This is a genomic window from Fortiea sp. LEGE XX443 (assembly GCF_015206815.1).
Classification (GTDB): Bacteria; Cyanobacteriota; Cyanobacteriia; order Cyanobacteriales; family Nostocaceae; genus Nostoc_B.
This window is the reverse complement of record NZ_JADEXZ010000035.1, coordinates 1-21024: the sequence shown is the minus strand read 5'-3', so window position 1 is coordinate 21024 and position 21024 is coordinate 1. Positions and strand designations below refer to the sequence as shown.

Annotated in this window: 20 protein-coding genes and 1 pseudogene; 9 read left to right on the top strand and 12 right to left on the bottom strand. The window is 40.9% G+C overall.

Features of this window, described 5'->3' with window-relative positions:
* Positions 1-387 precede the first annotated feature (387 nt).
* Entirely contained in the window at positions 388-1305 is a 918-nt protein-coding gene (locus tag IQ259_RS14560; protein ID WP_193885902.1) for an AEC family transporter, read from the bottom strand.
* A gap of 100 nt (positions 1306-1405) precedes the next feature.
* Between IQ259_RS14560 and IQ259_RS14555 the strand changes: the two genes are divergently transcribed.
* Positions 1406-2221: a D-alanyl-D-alanine carboxypeptidase family protein gene (locus IQ259_RS14555; RefSeq protein WP_193885900.1), complete on the top strand. Its 816-nt coding sequence runs from the start codon at positions 1406-1408 to the stop codon at positions 2219-2221.
* A gap of 140 nt (positions 2222-2361) precedes the next feature.
* Here the strand turns inward: IQ259_RS14555 and IQ259_RS14550 are convergent, their stop codons facing one another.
* The gene (locus IQ259_RS14550; protein WP_193885898.1) at positions 2362-2685 is read right to left on the bottom strand and encodes a hypothetical protein; all 324 of its coding nucleotides are present in this window, start codon (positions 2683-2685) and stop codon (positions 2362-2364) included.
* Positions 2686-3110: 425 nt separating this feature from the next.
* Between IQ259_RS14550 and IQ259_RS14545 the strand changes: the two genes are divergently transcribed.
* The 4 genes from IQ259_RS14545 to IQ259_RS14530 all read left to right on the top strand — a co-directional run bounded on the left by IQ259_RS14545 (position 3111) and on the right by IQ259_RS14530 (position 5687).
* The gene (locus IQ259_RS14545; protein ID WP_193885896.1) at positions 3111-3971 is read left to right on the top strand and encodes a GGDEF domain-containing protein; all 861 of its coding nucleotides are present in this window, start codon (positions 3111-3113) and stop codon (positions 3969-3971) included.
* A 118-nt stretch (positions 3972-4089) separates the two neighbouring features.
* Positions 4090-4905: a DUF1838 domain-containing protein gene (locus IQ259_RS14540; RefSeq protein ID WP_193885894.1), complete on the top strand. Its 816-nt coding sequence runs from the start codon at positions 4090-4092 to the stop codon at positions 4903-4905.
* 78 nt (positions 4906-4983) lie between these two features.
* Positions 4984-5316 carry a DUF5674 family protein gene (locus tag IQ259_RS14535; protein ID WP_193885973.1) on the top strand — a complete coding sequence of 111 codons (333 nt, stop codon included), beginning with the start codon at positions 4984-4986 and terminating at the stop codon, positions 5314-5316.
* Positions 5313-5687 (top strand): hypothetical protein, encoded by a 375-nt coding sequence (locus IQ259_RS14530; protein WP_193885892.1) that lies wholly within the window; start codon positions 5313-5315, stop codon positions 5685-5687. The genes IQ259_RS14535 and IQ259_RS14530 overlap by 4 nt, the downstream gene beginning before the upstream one ends.
* 56 nt (positions 5688-5743) lie before the next feature.
* Here IQ259_RS14530 and IQ259_RS14525 read toward each other — a convergent pair whose 3' ends face one another.
* Genes IQ259_RS14525 through IQ259_RS14505 form a run of 5 tightly spaced genes read right to left on the bottom strand, consistent with a single transcriptional unit; the run spans position 5744 to position 9010 of the window.
* The gene (locus tag IQ259_RS14525) at positions 5744-6112 is read right to left on the bottom strand and encodes a pentapeptide repeat-containing protein (RefSeq protein ID WP_193885890.1); all 369 of its coding nucleotides are present in this window, start codon (positions 6110-6112) and stop codon (positions 5744-5746) included.
* The gene (locus IQ259_RS14520; protein WP_193885888.1) at positions 6102-6416 is read right to left on the bottom strand and encodes a hypothetical protein; all 315 of its coding nucleotides are present in this window, start codon (positions 6414-6416) and stop codon (positions 6102-6104) included. The genes IQ259_RS14525 and IQ259_RS14520 overlap by 11 nt, the downstream gene beginning before the upstream one ends.
* Positions 6417-6449: 33 nt before the next feature.
* Complete coding sequence (locus tag IQ259_RS14515) at positions 6450-7532, bottom strand: aromatic ring-hydroxylating dioxygenase subunit alpha (RefSeq protein ID WP_193885887.1); 1083 nt, start codon at positions 7530-7532, stop codon at positions 6450-6452.
* A 43-nt stretch (positions 7533-7575) separates the two neighbouring features.
* Positions 7576-8688: a HigA family addiction module antitoxin gene (locus tag IQ259_RS14510; protein WP_193885885.1), complete on the bottom strand. Its 1113-nt coding sequence runs from the start codon at positions 8686-8688 to the stop codon at positions 7576-7578.
* On the bottom strand, positions 8681-9010 hold the full coding sequence (locus tag IQ259_RS14505; RefSeq protein ID WP_193885883.1) for a type II toxin-antitoxin system RelE/ParE family toxin: 330 nt from the start codon (positions 9008-9010) through the stop codon (positions 8681-8683). Before IQ259_RS14505 ends, IQ259_RS14510 begins: the two co-directional genes overlap by 8 nt.
* A 321-nt stretch (positions 9011-9331) precedes the next feature.
* Here IQ259_RS14505 and IQ259_RS14500 point away from each other — a divergent pair, with 321 nt between their 5' ends.
* Together IQ259_RS14500 and IQ259_RS14495 are read left to right on the top strand one after the other, a co-directional pair.
* Positions 9332-9811, top strand: coding sequence for a YbjN domain-containing protein (locus tag IQ259_RS14500; protein ID WP_193885881.1), 480 nt, complete (start codon positions 9332-9334; stop codon positions 9809-9811).
* 10 nt (positions 9812-9821) lie between these two features.
* Positions 9822-10571, top strand: coding sequence for a lipoate--protein ligase family protein (locus tag IQ259_RS14495; protein WP_193885880.1), 750 nt, complete (start codon positions 9822-9824; stop codon positions 10569-10571).
* An 81-nt stretch (positions 10572-10652) separates the two neighbouring features.
* Here the strand turns inward: IQ259_RS14495 and dcd are convergent, their stop codons facing one another.
* Together dcd and IQ259_RS14485 are read right to left on the bottom strand one after the other, a co-directional pair.
* Entirely contained in the window at positions 10653-11222 is a 570-nt protein-coding gene (dcd, locus tag IQ259_RS14490; protein ID WP_228014546.1) for a dCTP deaminase, read from the bottom strand.
* Between the two features lie 86 nt (positions 11223-11308).
* Entirely contained in the window at positions 11309-11845 is a 537-nt protein-coding gene (locus tag IQ259_RS14485; protein ID WP_193885876.1) for a P-loop NTPase family protein, read from the bottom strand.
* Between the two features lie 1060 nt (positions 11846-12905).
* On the opposite strand from IQ259_RS14485, the gene IQ259_RS27190 reads away from it, so the two are divergent.
* Positions 12906-13229, top strand: a complete 324-nt coding sequence (locus tag IQ259_RS27190; protein ID WP_228014545.1) for a hypothetical protein — start codon at positions 12906-12908, stop codon at positions 13227-13229.
* Positions 13230-13381: 152 nt separating this feature from the next.
* On the opposite strand, the gene IQ259_RS14475 is transcribed toward IQ259_RS27190, so the two are convergent.
* Positions 13382-15586: an HAD-IIB family hydrolase gene (locus tag IQ259_RS14475; RefSeq protein ID WP_228014544.1), complete on the bottom strand. Its 2205-nt coding sequence runs from the start codon at positions 15584-15586 to the stop codon at positions 13382-13384.
* Between the two features lie 367 nt (positions 15587-15953).
* On the opposite strand from IQ259_RS14475, the gene murF reads away from it, so the two are divergent.
* Positions 15954-17309, top strand: coding sequence for a UDP-N-acetylmuramoyl-tripeptide--D-alanyl-D-alanine ligase (gene murF, locus IQ259_RS14470; RefSeq protein WP_193885872.1), 1356 nt, complete (start codon positions 15954-15956; stop codon positions 17307-17309).
* 2 nt (positions 17310-17311) lie between these two features.
* Here the strand turns inward: murF and IQ259_RS14465 are convergent, their stop codons facing one another.
* Positions 17312-20044 carry an EAL domain-containing protein gene (locus IQ259_RS14465; protein WP_228014543.1) on the bottom strand — a complete coding sequence of 911 codons (2733 nt, stop codon included), beginning with the start codon at positions 20042-20044 and terminating at the stop codon, positions 17312-17314.
* Between the two features lie 784 nt (positions 20045-20828).
* A pseudogene (locus IQ259_RS14460) lies at positions 20829-21024 on the bottom strand (IS630 family transposase); the annotation flags it as partial.

Genomic DNA, 21024 nt, shown 5'->3' with positions numbered 1-21024 from the left:
GCTTAAAGTATGAAGTGTGAAGTATGAAATTACTCTAGTGATACAGGGATGAAGCGATCGCTTGTAACTCACGAACAAAATTCGGTACTTTATTTCGTTACTTTGTGATTAATTCAGCTTTTGTAACACTATCCCTAGTAATAAGTAGAAAGGTGCAAATAAACCGAACTATGTAACGGAAAGTAAAGTAGCTTGAAAACCTCTTCCCTTCTGCCTTCTTCCCTCTGCCTCCTGCCTTGTCATGACGACAATTTTTAACACCGACCTACTTACTTTCTGGTGAAAAATTTACACTGGAAAACCAGAAGACTCAGATCCTCGACTTCTTTGAGAAGTCGGGTATCTTGTTATTCACCAATCCAAAATCTAAAATCCAAAATTTAAAATTCAAAACAGCCATAGCCAAACTGGCAGAGTGAGCAATAAAAGCATAATTCCTAGGGCTAAGGACGTAACTGCCAGTTCACGATCAAGATTGAAGGTTTCGGCCAGTACCATTGTGGCAAATGCTGGCGGCATGGCCATTTGTAAAACAATTACCTGTGCTGCGGAACCAGTTACACCAAACAATGATAAAGTACCGCCAAGTAGCAGAGGAAGCAACAGCATTTTAATTACCAAGCTCACTCCTGCTTGTGGTAGTCTGTGCCAAGAGTTTAACTGCGAAAGTCGCATACCAATTAATATTAGGGATAAGGCCACAGCACCCCAACCCAATTTTTCTAGATAAAATTCCGCCATATTAGAGATACTAATCTGACGAAACAATAAGCCAAAACCAAAACTCCATAGTGCCGGGTTAATTAAGATAGCCTGAGCCATTTGCCAATAGTTTGTCGCACCGTCGCCAAAACGAGATGCTAGGGCCACACCCAAGCCATAAGAGCCAAACAGTGACCCCAGTAAGTCGTAGAATAAAGCCCAGGCAAAATAATCTTGGCCTACCATTGCCAAAGTGACAGGAAAGCCTATATAACCTGTGTTACCTACCATTGCCGCTAAAATCAAACTTCCCTGAGTTGGGTGCTGAAGAGTTGTGTTTGTAAGATATGCTTGTCCTTTAATAGCTAACCAGGCTAAAAATGCGCCCAATAAAATGGCTATATAGGCGATCGCAGGCGCAATCCAAATCTGTGCTGATAAGTCAGCTTTACGTAAAAACGCAACAATACTTATAGGTACTCCCACCCAGAAAAGCAACTGTCCCAAACGAGGTGGAACTGTGGCAGGCAGTTTCCGTCCCAGGAAAAATCCTACTAAAATTAAGCCTACCAGTTTGACGTATAGTTCTAGGAGGTTTGCCAAGATTTCGCCAACAGAGACAGATGTAAAATGTACCGAATATGCCAATCTCTGTCTAGTCTACAGTCTGTTATAAATCTTTCACAAAAGCAGGAGTTAACCCTTGAATAAAGCTGGGTTTTCTGAAAAACCCCCAAATTCGTCTGGTGATTCAGGTGATGATATTCCAGTAGCTTTACGCGATACTCCTGATGTCGCCGCCAAGACACGCTTAAAACCTCAGGTTCTGCTGATTGGGGGAGTCGCGGGATTTATTCTGCTGGCCGTCATCAGTGGTTTTTTGTTTTCCATCACTACACCGAAAAAAACTGCCGATTCTCAATCAGCGCCCGCTAATTCCATAACTACAACAACTCCAAGCACTGGTTCTACAAATCCTCAAGATAATAATGTGGTGTTAGGGCATTTAGCATACCCAGAAGCACCAGAGTCAGAGTTAGCGCCAATTACCGCAGATCGGCGAATTAAAATGCGAAAAACTGCGGCTGAAAAGTTTCGGGCGATGACACAAGCAGCACGGCGTGCAGGTGTAACTTTAGTGCCAATTTCTGGCTTTCGTTCTGTGAATGAGCAAGAACAATTATTTTTTGATGTAGGGGCGCGGCGGAATCAAACCCCAGCACAAAGAGCCGCTTTGAGTGCGCCTCCTGGTCATAGCGAACATCACACAGGCTATGCTGTGGATATAGGAGATGGAGCAGTACCAGCTACTAATCTCCAAGCAAATTTTGATCAAACCAAAGCTTTTGGGTGGCTACAAGCAAACGCAGCTCGCTTCGGCTTTGAGATATCTTTTCCTCAAGATAATCCCCAAGGCGTGAGTTATGAACCTTGGCATTGGCGTTTTGTAGGCGATCGCCAAAGCCTAGAAATGTTTTACAAAGCTAGGAATTTAAAACCCACTAAAGCATCTCCCTAAAAATCAGGAGTCAGATAATCTGACTCCTGATTTTAAACGAAACTTAATTTAATTTTAACCAATGGTAATACGGTTCAGCTAAGAAAATATTAAGTTGATTTTCGCTGTCGTTCAACCCAACAAAACCTTAATCTTGCCGTTTATTTTTCAGCATTTTCAAAATCTGTTAATGCACAAGCAAACTCTCTAAAAGCTGTTTTAATTAATACCTCTCTCATGCCTCTTTCTAGAGAAGAATTACGGATAACATCTGTCAATTCTAGAAATAGGTATGAAACGATAAAACGGTCTTGGCGGTCAAATTGTTTTAGGCAATTCAAGATGAAATCGTAAAGCTCAGTTTTTCTGGGTTTACTTTGTTCTTCCCAAATTCGGAATCCAAGTTGAAAAGTTTTTAACCGTATCTCACTTATATTGTAGGAAGTGTCTTTGTAGCGAATTGATACGCGTTGAGGCAGTTCCATAGGTTTTGGTGTAGAGAATTGATGTGAAACATTATTCAGTTGTTTTTTTGCTTTATCCGGAGAAATGCACAATAGTGAGGAATCTTATCTGATATCAAGGTGATTTAACTGGCAACTATTTTGCGATCGCGGGAGTCTAGAAATCAGTACAATAAGGGATCTAATCTCTATTCATAATAATGGTGTTGTAACTTGACTAATCCAACTATTTGTTAAAGTCGTCGTGTTGCCTAAAGTGACTTGATGATTGCATTTGTGACTATCTTTAATCAAGAATTATCACTCTTAGTTATTATTATATCAGTAGATTATTCTCATTCGATTAATATTGACAAATTAAAGAATATATGATTGGGTAAAAAATAAAGGGTACGGTTATAACCCATAAGGAACTGCAAAACATGGTGCAGTTGAGCTGAGGGAATATGAATTTAATCAAAATATTAGAGAACCAACCTAAATTATGCGTAATATGCCTCAGTGTGTTCCTCATAGCCTTGATAGGCTGGTTAGATTATTACATACCACCAGAAATTTTGATAGCAATCTTCTATTTAATTCCTATTGGTATTGCCACATGGTTTTCTGATAAGTGCGGTGGAATATCAACATCAATTATTAGTGCAATTACAAATCTATTAGTAAATCAAAGACCAAACTTTCACTATTTGCATCCTCTAGTACCTTACTGGAATACAATTGTAATTTTAGTTTTTTTCTTGTTTACTAATTATCTTTTATCACAACAAAAACTGACATTAAAAAATTTAGAAAAACTGGCTCGCACTGATGCCTTAACTGGATTAAATAACAGGTCATTTTTTTTGGATTTACTAAATATTGAAATCCATAAATCTTTAAGACATAAAGAGCCTTTAACTATTGCTTATTTCGATGTTGATAATTTTAAATTAATTAATGATCAATTTGGTCATCCTGTTGGCGATCGCCTACTGTGTCTAGTAGCTGAAAATGCTAAAAATAACCTGCGTAAAATTGACGTAATCGCTAGAATTGGTGGCGATGAATTTGCTATTTTATTGCCACGTACTGGTTATGAAGCATCAGAAATAGTATTACAAAGATTACAAAAAACTCTATCATCTGCGATGGAAGAACAGCACTGGCCTGTAACTTTTAGTATTGGTGCAATTACTTTTATTACTCCACCAACTTCAGTAACTGAAATGATCGAAAGAGCCGATAATTTGATGTACAGCGCCAAAAAAAAAGGTAAAAACTTACTACACCACGAATTATCGACACATTTAGCAGATGAATGCTAGTACAAAAAGGCAAAAGTAAAAAGGCAAAAAGAAAAATAAGGCAAGCAGGTAGTTAGACTCGCAATTTTAGCCTGTTTAAGACTACCCTTTGTTTAGTTAGTCAATCAGGAGACATAAGATGGTAGCACAAATTCAAGAATTAGAGGCTCAACATTGGGTAAAAACTCGTTCTTCCCTTGATTCTAGTGAATCTACATTCTTAATCTGGAGAGGTAAAATTTATAGTTTTATCCCAGGGGAGAAAAGAAAACTTCTGTTTAAAATGATGGGGGTAAGTGTCAGTAGATGTATTTCCACAGAAGAAGGTAGCTGGGATTTTACTTCTAGAGAACTAACTTATTATTTACACCCAGAAACGGGAGAGATTTTGCGGAAATGGGAAAATCCTTGGACTGCTGAAACTGTACCTGTGTTACACGTTGCAAATAATCCCGTGCAAGGACATTTTAAAGGTAAATTTCCAGCACAAGTTGATGGAGACAGCACAACTTTTGTATTTGATATTTTTCCTACATATCCGAACCCTCTAGCAATAGAGCCGAAATTTGCCGAATATAGTCCCTATAAAACTTATCAGGCTGCGGAATTATTTAAATTAACTGTACCAACAGCAGATTTATTCAACCCAGAACTAACTTCAGTTTCTCAACTTCGCTTGAGTTGGGATAGGATTGGTCAATGGTTGCCTTGGATGAAAATGGGCGATCGCTCTGGTAGTCTTATCTATAGTGCTTTTGGTAGCAAAGTAGCTGGGTTAGTAGAATTACCCCAGCTACTGCAAGATGAAATTAATCACCGCGTTCCTTTATATAAACAAGCTCCCAAAGCATTTTTTGACGGGGAGGATATGACTTCTTGGCTGTATTTCCAAAAGCATTTTGACGCTTACTTAGCAGGCGAAATCTTTCCGCTACCTGAAGCCGAAGAACTGTAAGAAGGCAGGTGGTTGCCGAGCGCAGTTGAGGTGAGGCAGAAGAAGGTAAACTCCATAAATAAAGAGATTGTGATTTTAATGATTCTGCTGTTACGCAATTGCGCCACTAGAGAACAACTTGAACAAATGCTGGAAAAACATAAGTTCTACATCAAAACCGCAGTAGACCTTGAGCGTCAAGTGTTGGTTGGTGGTGGCGATATACATGCTGATTGTGAAGAAATGTTGTTGGATGACGGTAGTAGGCAACAAGATATTTGGGCTGCCAGCTTTATGCGTGCAACTCATAAGATTATCTATGAGTCTATAGTCAATCTCCGTCCTCGCCAAAATCGCTCAATGGAAATATTGGATTCTAATATTAGAGAAAGAATAGCCCAAATTATTATCGAGTTCCTGGGAAATGTATGATTGAAATAACACCAAGACAGCAAATTTTTATGCAAGATGATGTCCCTACTCGTTTGCATCATCTTGCCGCACATCTATCACAAATTCAAGCCTTGTGGACTCAGGCATCATCCCAAGAATTGATACTCACTCTGGTCAAAGAAAGTCGATACTTTATCGAGTGGACTGTCCCAGACATGGTAAAGGCAGATGATATTGACCGAGCCGCAGAGTTAGTTGACTTGGTTCGTCTTTTGACTCGTTGGTTATTTAATTGGGACAACATCTGGTCTAATGTTGAACAAAGACAATCTGCTGCTGGGCAAACACAAGATTGGTTGCGTCGGGTTTTAGAAATAGCTGGTAAAGAGCCGGAATCATTGAGCGCTTGACTTCCAGCTTTTAATTTCCTGCCATCAGTTTCCAAATCTGAGAGTACCTGCTTCAATCAAAACTTCCGCATATTCTGACTAACGGGGTCAAATCCTCTAGAAAAGCGGGTGCTGTCATCATAACAAGCTCCTGTCAAATCGGCTCCATACAGCTTGGTGAAGTTGAGTTTGGCTCCCCGAAGATTTGCATCTTTCAACTTAACACCACACAAATTAGCTCTCGTCAAATTCGCTTTTGCTAAGTTAGCTTGACTCAAGTCTGCTCCCCAGAGTTTGGCTTTTGCGAGGTTAGCTTCACTCAAATCTGCTCCCCACAAATTAATTCCCGGTAAGTAGACAGCAATTAAATTGGCTCTACTTAAATTCGCTGCGGGAAAATATCTCTCACCAGCTAAGTAACGTCGCTTAAGTTGCTCAACATCCATGAGTTGTGTTGACCTTTTTCAGTAATAGAGAAGTTATGTGTTCCCATTCCTGGTTTAGTTCTCCGATAAACTCTGGCTGACTACTGCGACGATACCAGTAACGTGCATTATTTAAGTCACCTTCTTGGCGGTGTAAGTAGGCGTGAACCCAAGCACTGTCAGCATCATTAGCATTTTGAACTATTTCATGAGCTTGGTTCCAATTACCTTTTTTGTCATACCATAGAGCTTGCAACGCTTTTGGCAGGGTTTGGGGACATGAACCCTGCTTGTCGATTAATCGCAGGAATTCCTGGGTATTCACGATCGCCACTCCACAACTATCAAACCTCTATTTCTAGGATACTTCGTGATCGGCGTGAGCGCGATCGCCTTTGATGCCTATCTGAGTCTTCATCAATCTTTGCACACTCACCAATGCTCGATTCAATTCATAATTTCGTCTTTGGGGATTGTGTAAATATGCTTGTTGTTCTTCCTCAATCATTTTTACATCTTGAACTACTAAACCATCAAGTAATTTTTTGGCTGCATTAAATAAACTATCTTTAATAAACTGTCGAAACCATAATGGTAATTTATGCAATCGCCAAAAAGCATTTAGTGATGTGAAATGAATTAAATAAGCTTTGGTTTGTGTCTCATTTATAGGACACAATAAACAGTAAATTTTAAAGTCTTTGCCTAGTGTTGACATCCAATGGGGATAGACGTAACACACATCCAATGGTTCAGGATGTAGTCGTCGCAAAGCCGGAAAAAATAACTGAGATATCGACCAAATTTTATCAATTTTATAATAACTTTGGGCTGTATAATGAGCATCTACACGGTGATCATTTTCATCAATATCTTGTAAAGATGCTGATGCCCAAGCTTGCAAATTTTGATGTAAATGTCCGTGATACATATCCATCAGATTTTCAATTAAATAAGAATAATGAGCTTGACAGTTAATCACGGCAACCGAAGCAATATAATTCAAATGTTCCCATTCTGGTAAATCCAATGGTTTTACAGATGGTTTTGCATCACCAGGAAATAACCAAATAAAACCATCTTGCTCTTTGACTGGGTAGTGACGAATTTTACAGTTTGGTAGTTTTTGATTTGCAGCTAAATAAGGAACCTCTGCACACTCACCTGATGAATTAAAACGCCAACCATGATAAGCACATTCCAATTCATTCCCAATTACTTGTCCGTGACTCAGTTTAACTTGCCGATGGAGACAACGGTCTTCCAGAGCGTGAATTTTGCCTGTACCGTCGCGGTAAAGTGCGATCGCCTGATGCCAAAATGTCACTCCCACAGGTTTATTTGTGACTTCACTACTACGTGCAACTACATACCAATGATTTAAGTTAATACCCAATTGCCGGACATCACAAGTTTGCACAGCTTGAGAGAGAGATGACATACCAATTCGTAATTCGTCAAAAAGAACAAGGAACAGGTTGTAGCTATTCTACTTCTTCGCCTTGAAAATACAAACTTACTTTGAAGCTATTCATCCAAGAGGGATCAATTAAATGATCGTGCTGCAACCGTCCTACAACAATAGCAGGATGGATACTGATACGCTCTGCAAAATTAATCACATCATTTTTGGATTGCAGTTGCGTTAATTCTCTTTCATACTCAGGCGGTATCAAAAATTTTCGTGCCCATTGATTAGCTTCCTGTTCTTGTTCAGATTCCAAACTTTCCCCATTATCCCATTCATCTAGAAAAATATTTTCTTTGTTATGTAATAGGATATGTGCTGCTTCATGGAAGAAATTAAACCAAAAGCGATCGTTGGTTTTACCGTAAAGCGAAAGTTGAATTAGTGCTTTATGAGGATTTAACCATCGTGCTACACCGCTAACGTGCGCTCTTTTAATTGATTGTACTAAAACCAGCACAACCCCTGCTTCCCGGCATAAATGTTGTATCTTTGGTTCAAATTCTTCTGGTGATAACAGGGTCAAAGTGCGAATTTCTCGCACTGCTTTTTCAAACTTTGGTTTACTGTATTTGGGACAGTCTAGTTTTTCTGCTTCTATTTCACCTAAACGTAACCAAGCAGAAATAGCTCCGACATCACTTTGTTCTTTGCGGGTGCGACGAAAGGACACTTCCATACCTGCGTAGCAACTTCGCCACTCGTCCGGCGAAGCCACACCAAAAAAATGTAATAAACTTTTGACTACTCCTGGTTTATTCTTGGCAATTAAACGGCAATTGGGAATTACACCTTGGTTCATCAATTCTTTAACGGGTAAATTATCTAACCAAGATGTCCACTCTTTTAAGCGGTTTTCTTCTTCTTTTCTGGCTAAAGCAGCGCGATATTGAGCTTCATATCTGAGCCAAAATGCGGCTGTACTGCCTAAAACCCGTTCTAGCTTTAGGGCTGTTTCTTCATTGATGGGTGCTTTGCCGTTAATCAGCAAGCTGATGTGTTTGATGCTATAGCCTAAACGCTCTGCTAACTCTGCTTGTGTCCAATCACGTTCTTCTAATACATCAGCGATGGTATCACCAGGGGAAGAAACCCAATCTGGAGTAAAGGGTTGGTTTGTCTTAGTCATGGTAATCTCCAATGAAAACAATACAAACAGCAGTAACTTGTGACCAATCAATGCTTCCATCCTCCTTAAAAGGAATTGGATCATTATCTGGCTTAAATACAAGTCGTTTAGCACCTTCTAGGTCTACTGCAAATTCACCTGCTCGATCTCCTTTTAAGGGGTGGGGACGACCTGCAACTAATTCAGCAACACTACCAGCAGCAGTAAGCATACCCAACCTATTTCTCAATTTCTTGGCACAATTTTTACCTAATTTTTTTTCCGCTAGGTTTTGTTGTCCGCACAGTTCTTGTAGTCGGCTGTCAGCGAAGGTGATTTCCATACGTTGTTAGACTGAATATAAGTTTACCATTTTGGTAAACAAATTTCTTAAATCTCAAACAGATTTATCAATGTAGGTAATAGTTTACTGTTTCGGTAAAGAAAATTGTTATATCCCGGAAAAAGATTCTATCAAAAGATACTTTACTCGAATGAGGCGATCGCTAGAACTTACAGCAGTCATGTACATAGATGAGATGTCAAGGCGCAACTAAGAAATATCCTTTGTTTTTTTCGTTCTTTACACAGGTGCGCCTCTCGGATAAACTCACGTTAAAGTATGTTTGAGTGAACCAACGAACATATTGAAGCAAAAATCTGTATGGCAAGCTACCAGGAAACCCTAACTAACGACGAATTACTCAAGGAACTAATTGAGGAGACAGCGACTATCAACCATGTAGAAGTTATTGAAAACGTCATCGACTCTCTAGAACAAGATGACAGTGCAATGGTTAGCCACACTCCAGACGGTGGTTATCTCTGGAAATTTAACTATGGAAGTGTGGAAGTGTTTGTTCAACTTACAGGGAAAACCGACGAAGACACAATCACAGTTTGGTCTGTGGTGCTAAAATTACCCGCCAAAGATGAACCCAAATTAATGCGCCAACTTTTGGAGATGAATTGCTCTAGCACTTTTGAAGCTCGTTTCGGGATAATTGAAAACAAAGTGGTAGTTATTTCGACACGTACACTAGCTGAATTGTCTCCTGGAGAAGTTTCGCGGTTAATTACGATTGTCGCCACGATCGCCGACAACAACGATGAAGTTTTACAGTCTGAATTTGGTGCAGCTTAAGTATTAATCAATGTCCAATAAGCAGGTTTGGCGACTGATTCCTTTCTTGGAAGCCTCTGGTAATGTGCAGATGGCGATTGATAAGTGGCTATTAGAACAGCACCAGCCGGGAACACATCCTTCCACTCTACGCTTTTATACTTGGTCGCCAGCCGCTATTTCTCTCGGTTATCATCAACGCCAATATCCCTCAGAATGGCAAAATTTAACTTGGCAAGGTGAAAAACTCGATTTAATACGTCGTCCCACTGGTGGACGGGCGGTATTACACCAAGGCGATTTAACTTATGCTGTAATCACATCTGGTTTGACTGGAAACCGCTTACAAGCATACGCAAAAATTTGTGAGTTTTTGATTCAAGGATGGCGATCGCTTGGTGTTGAATTAAGCTACGGTACAGCTGGGCGAGGCTATATCCATAACCCTAACTGTTTTGGGACTGCAACAGGTGCAGATTTAGTTTTACCCAATGGCGCAAAACTTATTGGTAGCGCCCAGATGCGGCGTGGTGACGTAATTTTGCAGCATGGTTCTATGCGTTTGCAACCGGATACGGAATTGTTTGCGAAGGTGTTTGGTAGAGAGTCTGTTGCTGATGTGCAGTTTCCTGAGAGTGTTGAAGAGATGATGACGGTTTTGATTGCTGCGGCTAAACATTGTTTTGCTATGGAGGTTGAGGTTCAGCCGTTATCGGAGTTGGAGTGGGGAGAGATTTTAAACATATCGGCAAAAGCGAACGCTAAGAATATCGAAAGCTGAGTGCGGGGAAACCTGCACGCCCAGATTGAACAGAGAGGTGCGGCGGATAATACCGCCCATCGACTCTGACAATTGGTATAACTATATACGAGCTAGGGTCACAATTTCTAATTGATCCTGATATTTACCCTGACGCGCTTCGTAACTAATAGCACAGGGTTCTCCTTCTAAAAACAGTAACTGTACTACCCCTTCATTCGCATAAATGCGGCAGTCTGCACTAGAAGAATTAGAAAATTCTAAGGTTAAATGACCGCGCCATGCCGCTTCCGCGGGTGTTAGATTGGCAATTATGCCGCAACGTGCATACGTGCTTTTACCTATACAAATTACTGTAATATTATCTGGAACCTCTAGCTTTTCTAAAGCAACTCCCAATCCATAAGAATGAGCCGGTAAGATAAAATAACTGCCATTAATATCCGTATGCAGTAGCGTTGACTCTAGATTGTGTGGATTAAAGTTTTTGGGATCAACCACAGTTCCCGGAATGTGGCGAAAAATGCGAAACTCAGCTGGGGACAGGCGGATATCGTAACCATAAGAAGATAGACCATAGCTGATTACAGGTTGAATATCAACAGATGTATCTTTTTGCACTTTTCGGATTAGGCTAGGCTCAAAGGGCGAAATCATCCCTTTTTGAGCCATTTCAGTAATCCACTTATCGTTCTTAATCACAAGTTCACAGGTAATTCAAACCGAACTACTAGGATATCGTGAACGGAGTCTTTTGTTTAGGGTCGATGACTGCGACGAATTTCTGTAATCTGATCTGCAACATCTAAAAGAGATTGGGGCATTTCTGTTCCTGTGAAAATGATATCGACATGGGGCGGACGTTTTGCCAGAAAAGCTAAAACTTCTGCTTCGGGAATAAAAGCAAAGTTGATGGCTAAACTTAACTCATCTAAAACCACTAGTGAATACTTACCCTCATAGACTACATTTTGGGTATGCTGCCATAACTGTTGTAATGCTTGGTTTTCTGCTTCGTCTAAGTGTGGCGTATCGATGCAGCGAGGCAAATCACAGCGAATCCAGTCGAGATTTTGTCCTAACTGAATTGGTTTGTCGTGTCCTTGATTAATACCGCCTTTGAGAAATTGTACTATTAATACTGATGTGCCTTGACCAGCAATTCTCAGGGCTTGAGCTATAACGCTGGTAAAAAAGTTACGGTGAGAGCTAGTGAAAACTTGCAATAGCCCTTCTACTGGATGTGGTAAGGTGAGGCTCGAATTGGCTCTTGTGGACTCTAACTGGGCAACCATAAGAAAAATTTAGAAAATTACAAAACAATAAAGAAGTTCTGCGGAGATTTGTTGCAAATCTGTTTATATGATTAACCTGATTTTGACAAGTGTGTTCCGGTAATTAGAACTCTTAGCAAACACTAAGTTTATTCTTAAGTCAAGGCTTATTGACCAAAACTAGGGTGTTGGGTGTGAAGGGAGAAGAAAAAACTTTCTTTTTATAGCAGTAGCCAAGGCAGTTAGGACATCGGCCAATGATAAAACTCATGCACTAAAAGACTCTTAACCCTGTCACCTGTTCCCTGTCACCTGCTATATACACCCCACACCGAAGTCAATAGGGTGCGATCGCCAGAGAAAGTATCTTGATTATTTGCTGTATCAAAAAGACGGACAATGGGCTTGTATTTTCCCGGATAACTTGATAAAATTTCATATAAGTAAACAAACAATAATATTTACTAAAAAAAGTAAATATTTCAAGCAGTAATTAGTTCTGTGTTCCTAACCCACTTTGTGGGCTGCTTTGTTGTGACTGTTCTTTTTCATACTCATTGCGATCGCTCATCTGCGGGAAGGCTTAGGCTAAAGCAATGACATTGTGTGATTCATTCTGTCCGATTACTTATCAAGTTTTTAAATTCAGTTTAGTCAGGTAATAAAAGCTCTTTCGCTCAAGGTATGGAAGATTCTCTCCTACCGTGGCGAATTGCTATGGATGATTGGGGTTCCCGTGAACTGAAAATTAGTAGTGTCTATAGGCTGACAAACGCTGAGTCGGAGTCATCTGGATAGGCTATGTCTGTGCTGACAAAGCATAAGAAATGTCTTATCCGTGATGCCAAGTTGCTGAATCAGGAAAAATACAAAACCAAAGGATAAGAAAATGCGTCTGAGAAAGCTAGTCAGCTGTGGGATTGTGATGCTATCCCTCGTTTTCGGGTTCAGTTTTACGGAAATTGCTCACGGTTATTATATTCCACCTACAACAGGACAGATTGCATTCGCGCAAGAGACAAGTGATCTCATGCTCAACACATTATTTGCGGCGCTAACCCAGGAGTTCGACGAAACCACCGTGGATAATGTGGAGCAGGGCAAGCATTCCATCTCACTGATATTTAATGATCGCAATCGGGATATGCGGCTTGTCGGCACACTTGACCCCCTCCAAGAAAGCGATCGCCCCAGCGACAGCTTTGAGCGTCAAGCAAACGCCCTGGCAATGGTAGGGCAGACATACACATCCGTTCAGCGCGTGGATAATCAATGGTACTATCGACGCTCAATCCCTCTCAGTAACTTCAGAGCAGAATGTGCGCTCTGTCACGTCAACTTCCCGGCTGGCCCGACGGCGGACTGGGTAGGTGCGCTCATGCTCAGAGTGCCAATCAAGAGGTAATATCGTTTCACTTTAAGTTTGATACAAGTAGGTCGCACGGGGAAGGGAGCAGGGGAGAAAAGCCACCCACAAGGGGTGTTAGCGGAGCGGAACGAAGTTCGGTTTGTACCTACAGTCCCCTCTTCTCCCTGCTCCCTGCCCCCTGCTTCTAATCAAACTGCCTGCATTTCCGGCTGTGTTTGAGATAAGTTACCAAAAAAATCGTAGTGATCTAAAGCTTCTAAAATCCCCCAAGCATAGCGCCCTTGAGCAAAGTAAATTTGTGAAGATCCTCGTAACTTGTGAATTTCCTTGCTGTAATTACCAACCACGACTGCCAGAGTATTACCCGCCAGCATTGATTCATCATTACCTGATGCGCCTGCCACTAAGAACCGTTTCACAGGTAATCCCCATTTCAAAGCCACGTAGCGTAGAGCATCGCCCTTAGATGCGCGGAATGGCACTAAGTCCAGATACATATTGTGGCTAAAAATTCCCTTGACGGGAAGTTGTTGCTGCCGGAGGTGGCGAATTATTTCTCGGAAGCTAGGTGCTTTATCGGCATCAAAAAAGTAGCTAATTTTAAACTTGCCTTGAGTTTCTGGTGGCTGCAATTCAACTCCAGGAATATCCTTCATCGCTTCTCGAATTGCCACTGGTTGCCAATTGTAGCTGATATGTTTTTGCCAACTCGTATCTGTGACAATTTGTGGGCCGTAGTAGATTTCACTACCCGTAGACGTAATCAGCAAATCAGGCATCGGAAACCGCCATTCTTCCAACATACTTAAGGTACTTTCCAGGTTGCGACCTGTGGCAATACCAACACCAGTTGTATGTCCTTCGTTACGAATTCGCTGAATCAACTTGTGCAAAGCTTCCTGGTCGCCCAAGAGGGTGTTATCTATTTCGGTAATGAGGAAGCGATCGGCTGTTGGTAGGCGGTTTGTATCAGGTATGTTCCAGTCTGGGCGATCGGCTGCAAAAATTTGCCGCAGGGGACTGAGTAAAGATTGAACTTTTTGTTGGGGAAAGAGGCGCACTTTCTCTAAATATTGCTTGACATGACTTTCCCAAGAGAAATGTTTGCAGACATTAACTAGACCATTACTAGACCAGCGTTGCCATTGTTCTGTATCTGTCAAAGTCTGACGCAGTGCATCTTGAATTTGTTTAATATTCAGGGGATCAATCAATAAGCCATTTTGACAAGCGCCGATAATATCCCGTGGCCCGCCATCGGATGTAGCAATGATGGGGACACCACAAGCTGTAGCTTCAATCAAAGTTAATCCAAATGGTTCTGTGAGTGCAGGGTTGATAAATACTCCACGAGTTTTTGCTGTCAGCCGATATAAATCAGGTACATCTTGGGAATTATGGTGTTTAGGATAGGCAATGTGACCATAGAGATCATAGCGATCGATTAATTGCAAGATTTCCATAAACACCTGACGCGGCCCCGATTCCATCGTTGAGATGTCTTCTCGTTTTCCTAGGACAATTACTAGATTTGCTAGGTGACGCAGTTCGGGATCTTCGCCAAAAGCCTTGATCAGAGTACTCACGTTTTTGCGAATAGCTGGACGGGAAATTGCCATGATCATTGGCTTTTGCGGATCTTTGAGAAAACGCTGCAATTGCTGTTGAATGGGTGGGTCTTGCCAATTATCAGGTGCTGGGTAAAAATTCTCTAAAGTCACACCAGGGGGGATCACTACCATCCTTTCCGGTTGATATCGGTCGTAAATGCTGTACTGCTGCTCAATTTCTTGATTAGTACTGGCAATAACTAGTGCTGCACCACCAAGGGTAATTTCTTCGGCTTCAATGCGCGTACTGATATGAAAGTGATCTTCAATAGCTTCTAATTTAGTTCCCTGTTCTAGTAATCGTTGTTGCTTGACTCGTCCGAGGGAATGACCTGTATGTACAAGTGGTGTTCCGAGCCAACCGGCAACTCGACAACCAACATATCCAGCATCAGCGTAGTGTGTATGAATGATATTGGGGATTCTACCAACTTTGCGAATGTGTCTGAGTAATTCATCTGCAAAGGTATCTAAATATGGCCAGAGAACTTCTTTGCGGAGATAACGACGTGGGCCACAGGCGAGACGAATGATTTGGGCTTTGTCTGAGAGAATTTCTACAGGTTGAGCATAGTCAGAGCTTACTTTTGGGTCGTCTACTAAACGCGTAACTAAATCAACTCTTTCTACTTGGGGATTTTTGGCTAATGTACAGGCGAGTTCGACGACATATTTTGTTTGTCCACCTGTGTCAGCATCTCTTCCTAACTCTAGATTGTGTCCTCTAATCAAACCGTGAACACTGACTAGTAAGATGTACAACCCTGAACTGTGTGAGATCATGTCTTCCTCTGTCGTTGATGTAGGTAGGCAATGCTGTGTTTTGGCTGATGAATACTTAATGAATGTGGAGAGTTAAAGACAAAACATCCATACAGATAGCCTTCGTCAAACGTCTGACATATCACAAAATTAGGCAATCGTGAATACTCTATCACGCTTAAATTGACTAACAGGCTTTTGTATTATGTTATTAGCAAGTTTCTAAGCGATCGCCTAGAATTGCAGCATCACGAAAAGGCATGGTATTTTGTGTTTTTGACACAAGGATTATACGATAGAAAGAATTTTGTCTGTGTCTGCTTTGTGGACGATTTAGTTAACAAAACAGATAACCATTTCTTATAAAAATCATCACAAAATATCTACTATGTCTTGGTCTGCTACCCTCACCCAACTGCGGGAAGTTCTCTTTGCTCAGTCTGCCAATTTATCTGAAATTGCTTTGGCGCAAGTAATCTGCGGTATTCAGACAGATACTCGGATACTGAAACCAGGGGAAGTATTTCTGGCTTTACGCGGCGAAAAGTTTGATGGACACGATTTTATCTCAACCGCGATCGCTAAAGGTGCGTTGACGGCAATTGTGGATTTTGACTACGACAATTCGCAATTCCCTGTGTTGCAGGTAAAAAATACTCTAGAAGCTTATCAAAAAATCGCTAGATGGTGGCGCGATCGCTTTGATATCCCGGTGATTGGTGTTACTGGTTCTGTAGGTAAAACCACAACAAAGGAATTAATTACGGCAGTTTTAGCTACCCAAGGCAGAGTCCACAAGACTTATGGGAATTTCAATAATGAAATTGGTGTACCGAAAACGCTGCTGGAATTGGATGTAGAACACAACTATGCCGTGATTGAAATGGCCATGCGCGGTAAGGGACAAATTGCTGAACTAACGCACATTGCCCGGCCGACAATTGGGGTAATTACCAACGTCGGGACAGCGCATATTGAATTGCTGGGATCAGAAGAGGCGATCGCTGAAGCAAAATGTGAATTACTAGCCGAAATGCCAAAAGATAATGTGGCAATTCTCAACTACGACAATCCTTTATTAATTGCCACAGCCAAGAAAGTTTGGTCGGGAGAAGTTTTAACCTATGGTTTATCTGGTGGCGATATTCAAGGAAACCTGATTGATAGTGAAACTGTAGAAGTCGCAGGAATTCAATTACCTCTGCCGCTGGCTGGTCGTCACAATGCGACGAATTTTTTAGCGGCTTTAGCTGTGGCTAAGGTGCTGGGAATTGATTGGTCAATCTTGAGGGCTGGTGTAACAGTAGATATGCCCACCGGGCGATCGCAACGTTATGCTTTGCCCAATGATGTTGTAATCTTAGATGAGACTTATAATGCTGCACCAGAAGCTATGTTAGCCGCCTTGCAGTTATTAGCAGACACCCCCGGAAAGCGCAAAATTGCCGTATTGGGAGCTATGAAAGAATTGGGAGAGCGATCGCTACAATTACACGCTAAAGTTGGCGAAACTGTCCGCAACTTGAATTTAGATGGTTTGCTAGTTTTAGTAGACGGACAAGATGCCGAAGCGATCGCTAAAAGTGCCGTAGGTATCCCTTCAGAGTGCTTTGCCAGTCATGGCGATTTAGTTGCACGACTCAAAACATTTGTCCAAGCAGGCGATCGTATTTTATTTAAAGCCGCTCATTCCGTAGGGTTAGATCGCGTTGTCAATCAATTTCGGGCAGAATTTATTAACTAAATTTAGTTGAAATAAAAAGGAACTGGTCTAGCAATACCGTAGCCTTGGGCATAATTTATCCCCAGGATTTGAATAACTTCTAAAATGGCTTTGTTTTCGACAAACTCAGCAATGGTTTGAATTCCCATTACCTGCCCAATTTTGTTGATAGCGTCTACCATTGCCAAATCAATCGGCTCTTCTACAATATGCTTGACAAAACTACCATCGATTTTTAAGTAATCTACTGGTAAATTTTTGAGATAAGCAAAAGAAGACATCCCACTACCAAAATCGTCTAAGGCAAAGCGGCAACCAAATTCCTTCAGTGAGCGAATAAATCCTGCTGCTTTGCCCAAGTTTTTAATGGCAACAGTTTCAGTAATTTCAAAGCAGATTGCTGTGGGTGGAATCTGGTGTAATGCAAACTGGCTACAAACAAAATCAATAAATTTATCATCATTGATACTAGCGCCAGAGAGGTTAATGGTATACAAACAGCCACGATAGTATTCTAGCAAGGGACAATTAGGCTGTTGAGAATTTACACATTGAGCTAGATAAGTAAAAAACGTGTGAATTACCCAACGGTCAATAGTTTGCATGAGATTGTAGCGTTCAGCTGCTGGAATAAAGGCCATTGGTGCTATCAACTCACCTGTTTCATCAATCAGGCGCAGGAGAACTTCGTAATGCTCTGTTAACGACTCGGTGTGGGTAACGGGGATAATGGATTGGTAATAAAGGCGGAAACGATTATCTTCTAGTGCTTGAGTAATTCTTCCTACCCATTGCATTTCGCCATGTTGCCTTGCTAACTCCAGATCATCAGCTTGATAAATATGTACACGATTACGCCCTTGATTTTTCGCAACATAACAAGCTGCATCAGCAGCACTTAAGGCGCTGTTCATGTTTTGAGTATCTGCGTTAATTTCAACTAAGCCAATGCTGACACTCAGATGGAAAATTTTATCTTGTTTCCAAACAAAGCGAAACTTTTGGGCAACTTCACGTAAAGTATTAGCAATGAATAGTGCTGCCTCTAGAGAACAATTGTTGAGTATGATGCCAAATTCATCTCCACCTAAACGTGCCAGAGTCTCACCGGAAGGTAAATGGGTTTGAAACAAACTGGCAACTTCACACAGTAGTTCATCGCCAGCGATATGACCACAAGTATCATTGACAATCTTGAACTGGTCTATATCTAAATAACACAATGTATATTTTTCATTACCAGTCTGAGCGCTGGTGACAGCTTGTGTTAAGCGGTTTTCAAACTCACGCCTGTTCACTAGTCCAGTCAAGCCATCGTGGCTCGCTTGCCACGATAATAGACGTGCCATATTGCGGCTTTGGGTAACGTCATGAAACACTAGCACTACACCAACTATTTGGCCATCGCTGGTACGAATTGGAGCGGCGGAATCTTCAATAGACAACTCTCTACCATTGCGGGTAATCAGGACTGTGTGATTTGCTAAACCAACAATGGCATCAGAATGCAAGACTTTTTCTACTGGGTTTTCTCTGGCTTCGCGGGATATTTCGTTAATAATCTGAAAGACTTCTGTCAACGGCAACCCCAAGGACTCGGCTAGACTCCAACCAGTCAGGACTTCGGCTACTGGGTTGAGATATTTAATCAAACCAGTTGCATCGGTTGTAATTACTCCATCACCAATAGATTGCAATGTTACTAAGGCGAGTTCTTGTTCTCGAAAAAGAGCTTGTTCTACCGATTGGCGCTCGGCTATCTCATTTTGTAATCGTTCAAGAGTCTGTAACAACTCGGTTGTACGTAAGGAAACTCTCTGCTCTAGCTCTTCATTGGCTTTTTTGAGCGCGATTTGCGATCGCCGCCGCTGATGATCAATAATGTTAAGCGATCGGGCATTCCCCCAAATCAGCACTGCAAAAAAAATAACATTCAACATGCTTACAATACACAGTCCAAATTCGGCAGTATAAATCTGCATTCTGTAACCAAATAAAACTAACCAGCAGATGACTGGCGGAAACACAATTGCAGCGGGTAATAGATTCCTTGCCATGATCCCACCTGCATTCTTACTAGTAACCACAATCATTAGTCCACGGTTAGGACAGGCAAACATAATGCCGCAGATTAGTAAGAGAAATGCAACGGCTGTATGTATTGCAATTGATGTTAATGAGCCAAATTTGTAGAAATAAGCATTGCCATATACGTAGCCTAATAGCCCCATTCCGGCGATGAAAAATGCCACCATAGCAAATAACTGAGCTACAAAATACTTGGGTTGTGCAAGACTCAACAGCAGTAGGCTCAAGCCCAGCAACACAAAAATAAAGGCAGTATGAATTGCCATGCGACCAGGAGCTGCATCACTTAATGGGTCGATACTAGTCTGGAAGAAAAGTTGGTCAATGCCTAAGTCTAAGTTGAAGCCATACTGAATCAGTGTCAACAAACCAATCACTAAAACCAAGAAGGCGCAGACTTGAGCAGCACGACGTGTTATGTAAGTTCTCCATTGCCAATGCCACAGCCATAAAGATGTTCCTCCTAAAATCAAACCGATAGCTGTGTTGGCTTTCATCGCTACCCATCCCGGCACAACGCTCTTGAGAACTGTAATGTCTTTAATCCACCCCACAAGGACAATACAGCCAATCAGAACTACTGCAATACTGGTTTTTTGAGAAAAAAACTGAAATAAAGCGTTCGGAGGCGGATACTGGCAACGAGAGAGGACATCATAAATAGCCATAGCTTTTTATTCTTAACTAGCTACTATCATGCTATTTGCTATTTATACCTGAAAATTAGATATAAAGTATAAAAATATTTAAGCCAATAAGAGCCTTTACATAAGAGATGTTACATTTTTTGGAAGCTAGTACCGCCGTGAAGTCAAAAGTCAAAAATTTTTGTAATTCATTCTGCCTGATTACTGACTCTTTGCGATGTCTGATTTACCTAAAAATTAGGAGTTTTACATAACACTCCTATTTAAGTATGGAATATGAAAATATCTCCCAAACTTTTATAAAAAATTTAGTCCGCTTTAGCGGACTAACTATAAGGGCTAATTGTCACCTATATGGGCAACAAATCTGTCAGATGGCATCTTTATTATTTATAATTTGATGCTAAAAAGCAAGTTTTAAAAATATTTTTTTAGACATAATTAACGTAGCTTTTTTGAATTTTTATATATGCAAAAAAAAGCCCGCTTGCGCGGACTATGGACATTGGATAAGGTTAGGTTGTCACCAAGATCGCTTACTCTTTATTAGAGGTTATATTTATTCTTGCCTAAAAAAAATTAAATATCAACCCTTATAGATGAGATATTCAGACATAAATACTGACATTTTGTCTTTGTATTGTTCAATATTATGTGATATTTTAAAGTCAACATAATGTTGTGATTTATAACTGGAGAAAGATGTAAATAAGTCAAATATAAATATAGCGTTCATATTTGACTTATGAGCTTAATTATGGAAGCGGAGAATAGATTTTTACTTGATGGAATGAAAACTATAGGACTAGTATTTGATTTCTGAAAAAGCTCCGTACATCTGGAGAGAGAGAAAATCAAAGGTAGTGTTTCGGAGAAACCACTCAAACATCCACTTTAAATGAGAGAATGTTGGAATTAAAGCGCAAAAACGTCTAACCCAGGTTTTTGCTTGTAACCAAATATCTTCTATAGGATTTTGGGATGGGCAGTTAGGAGCAAAG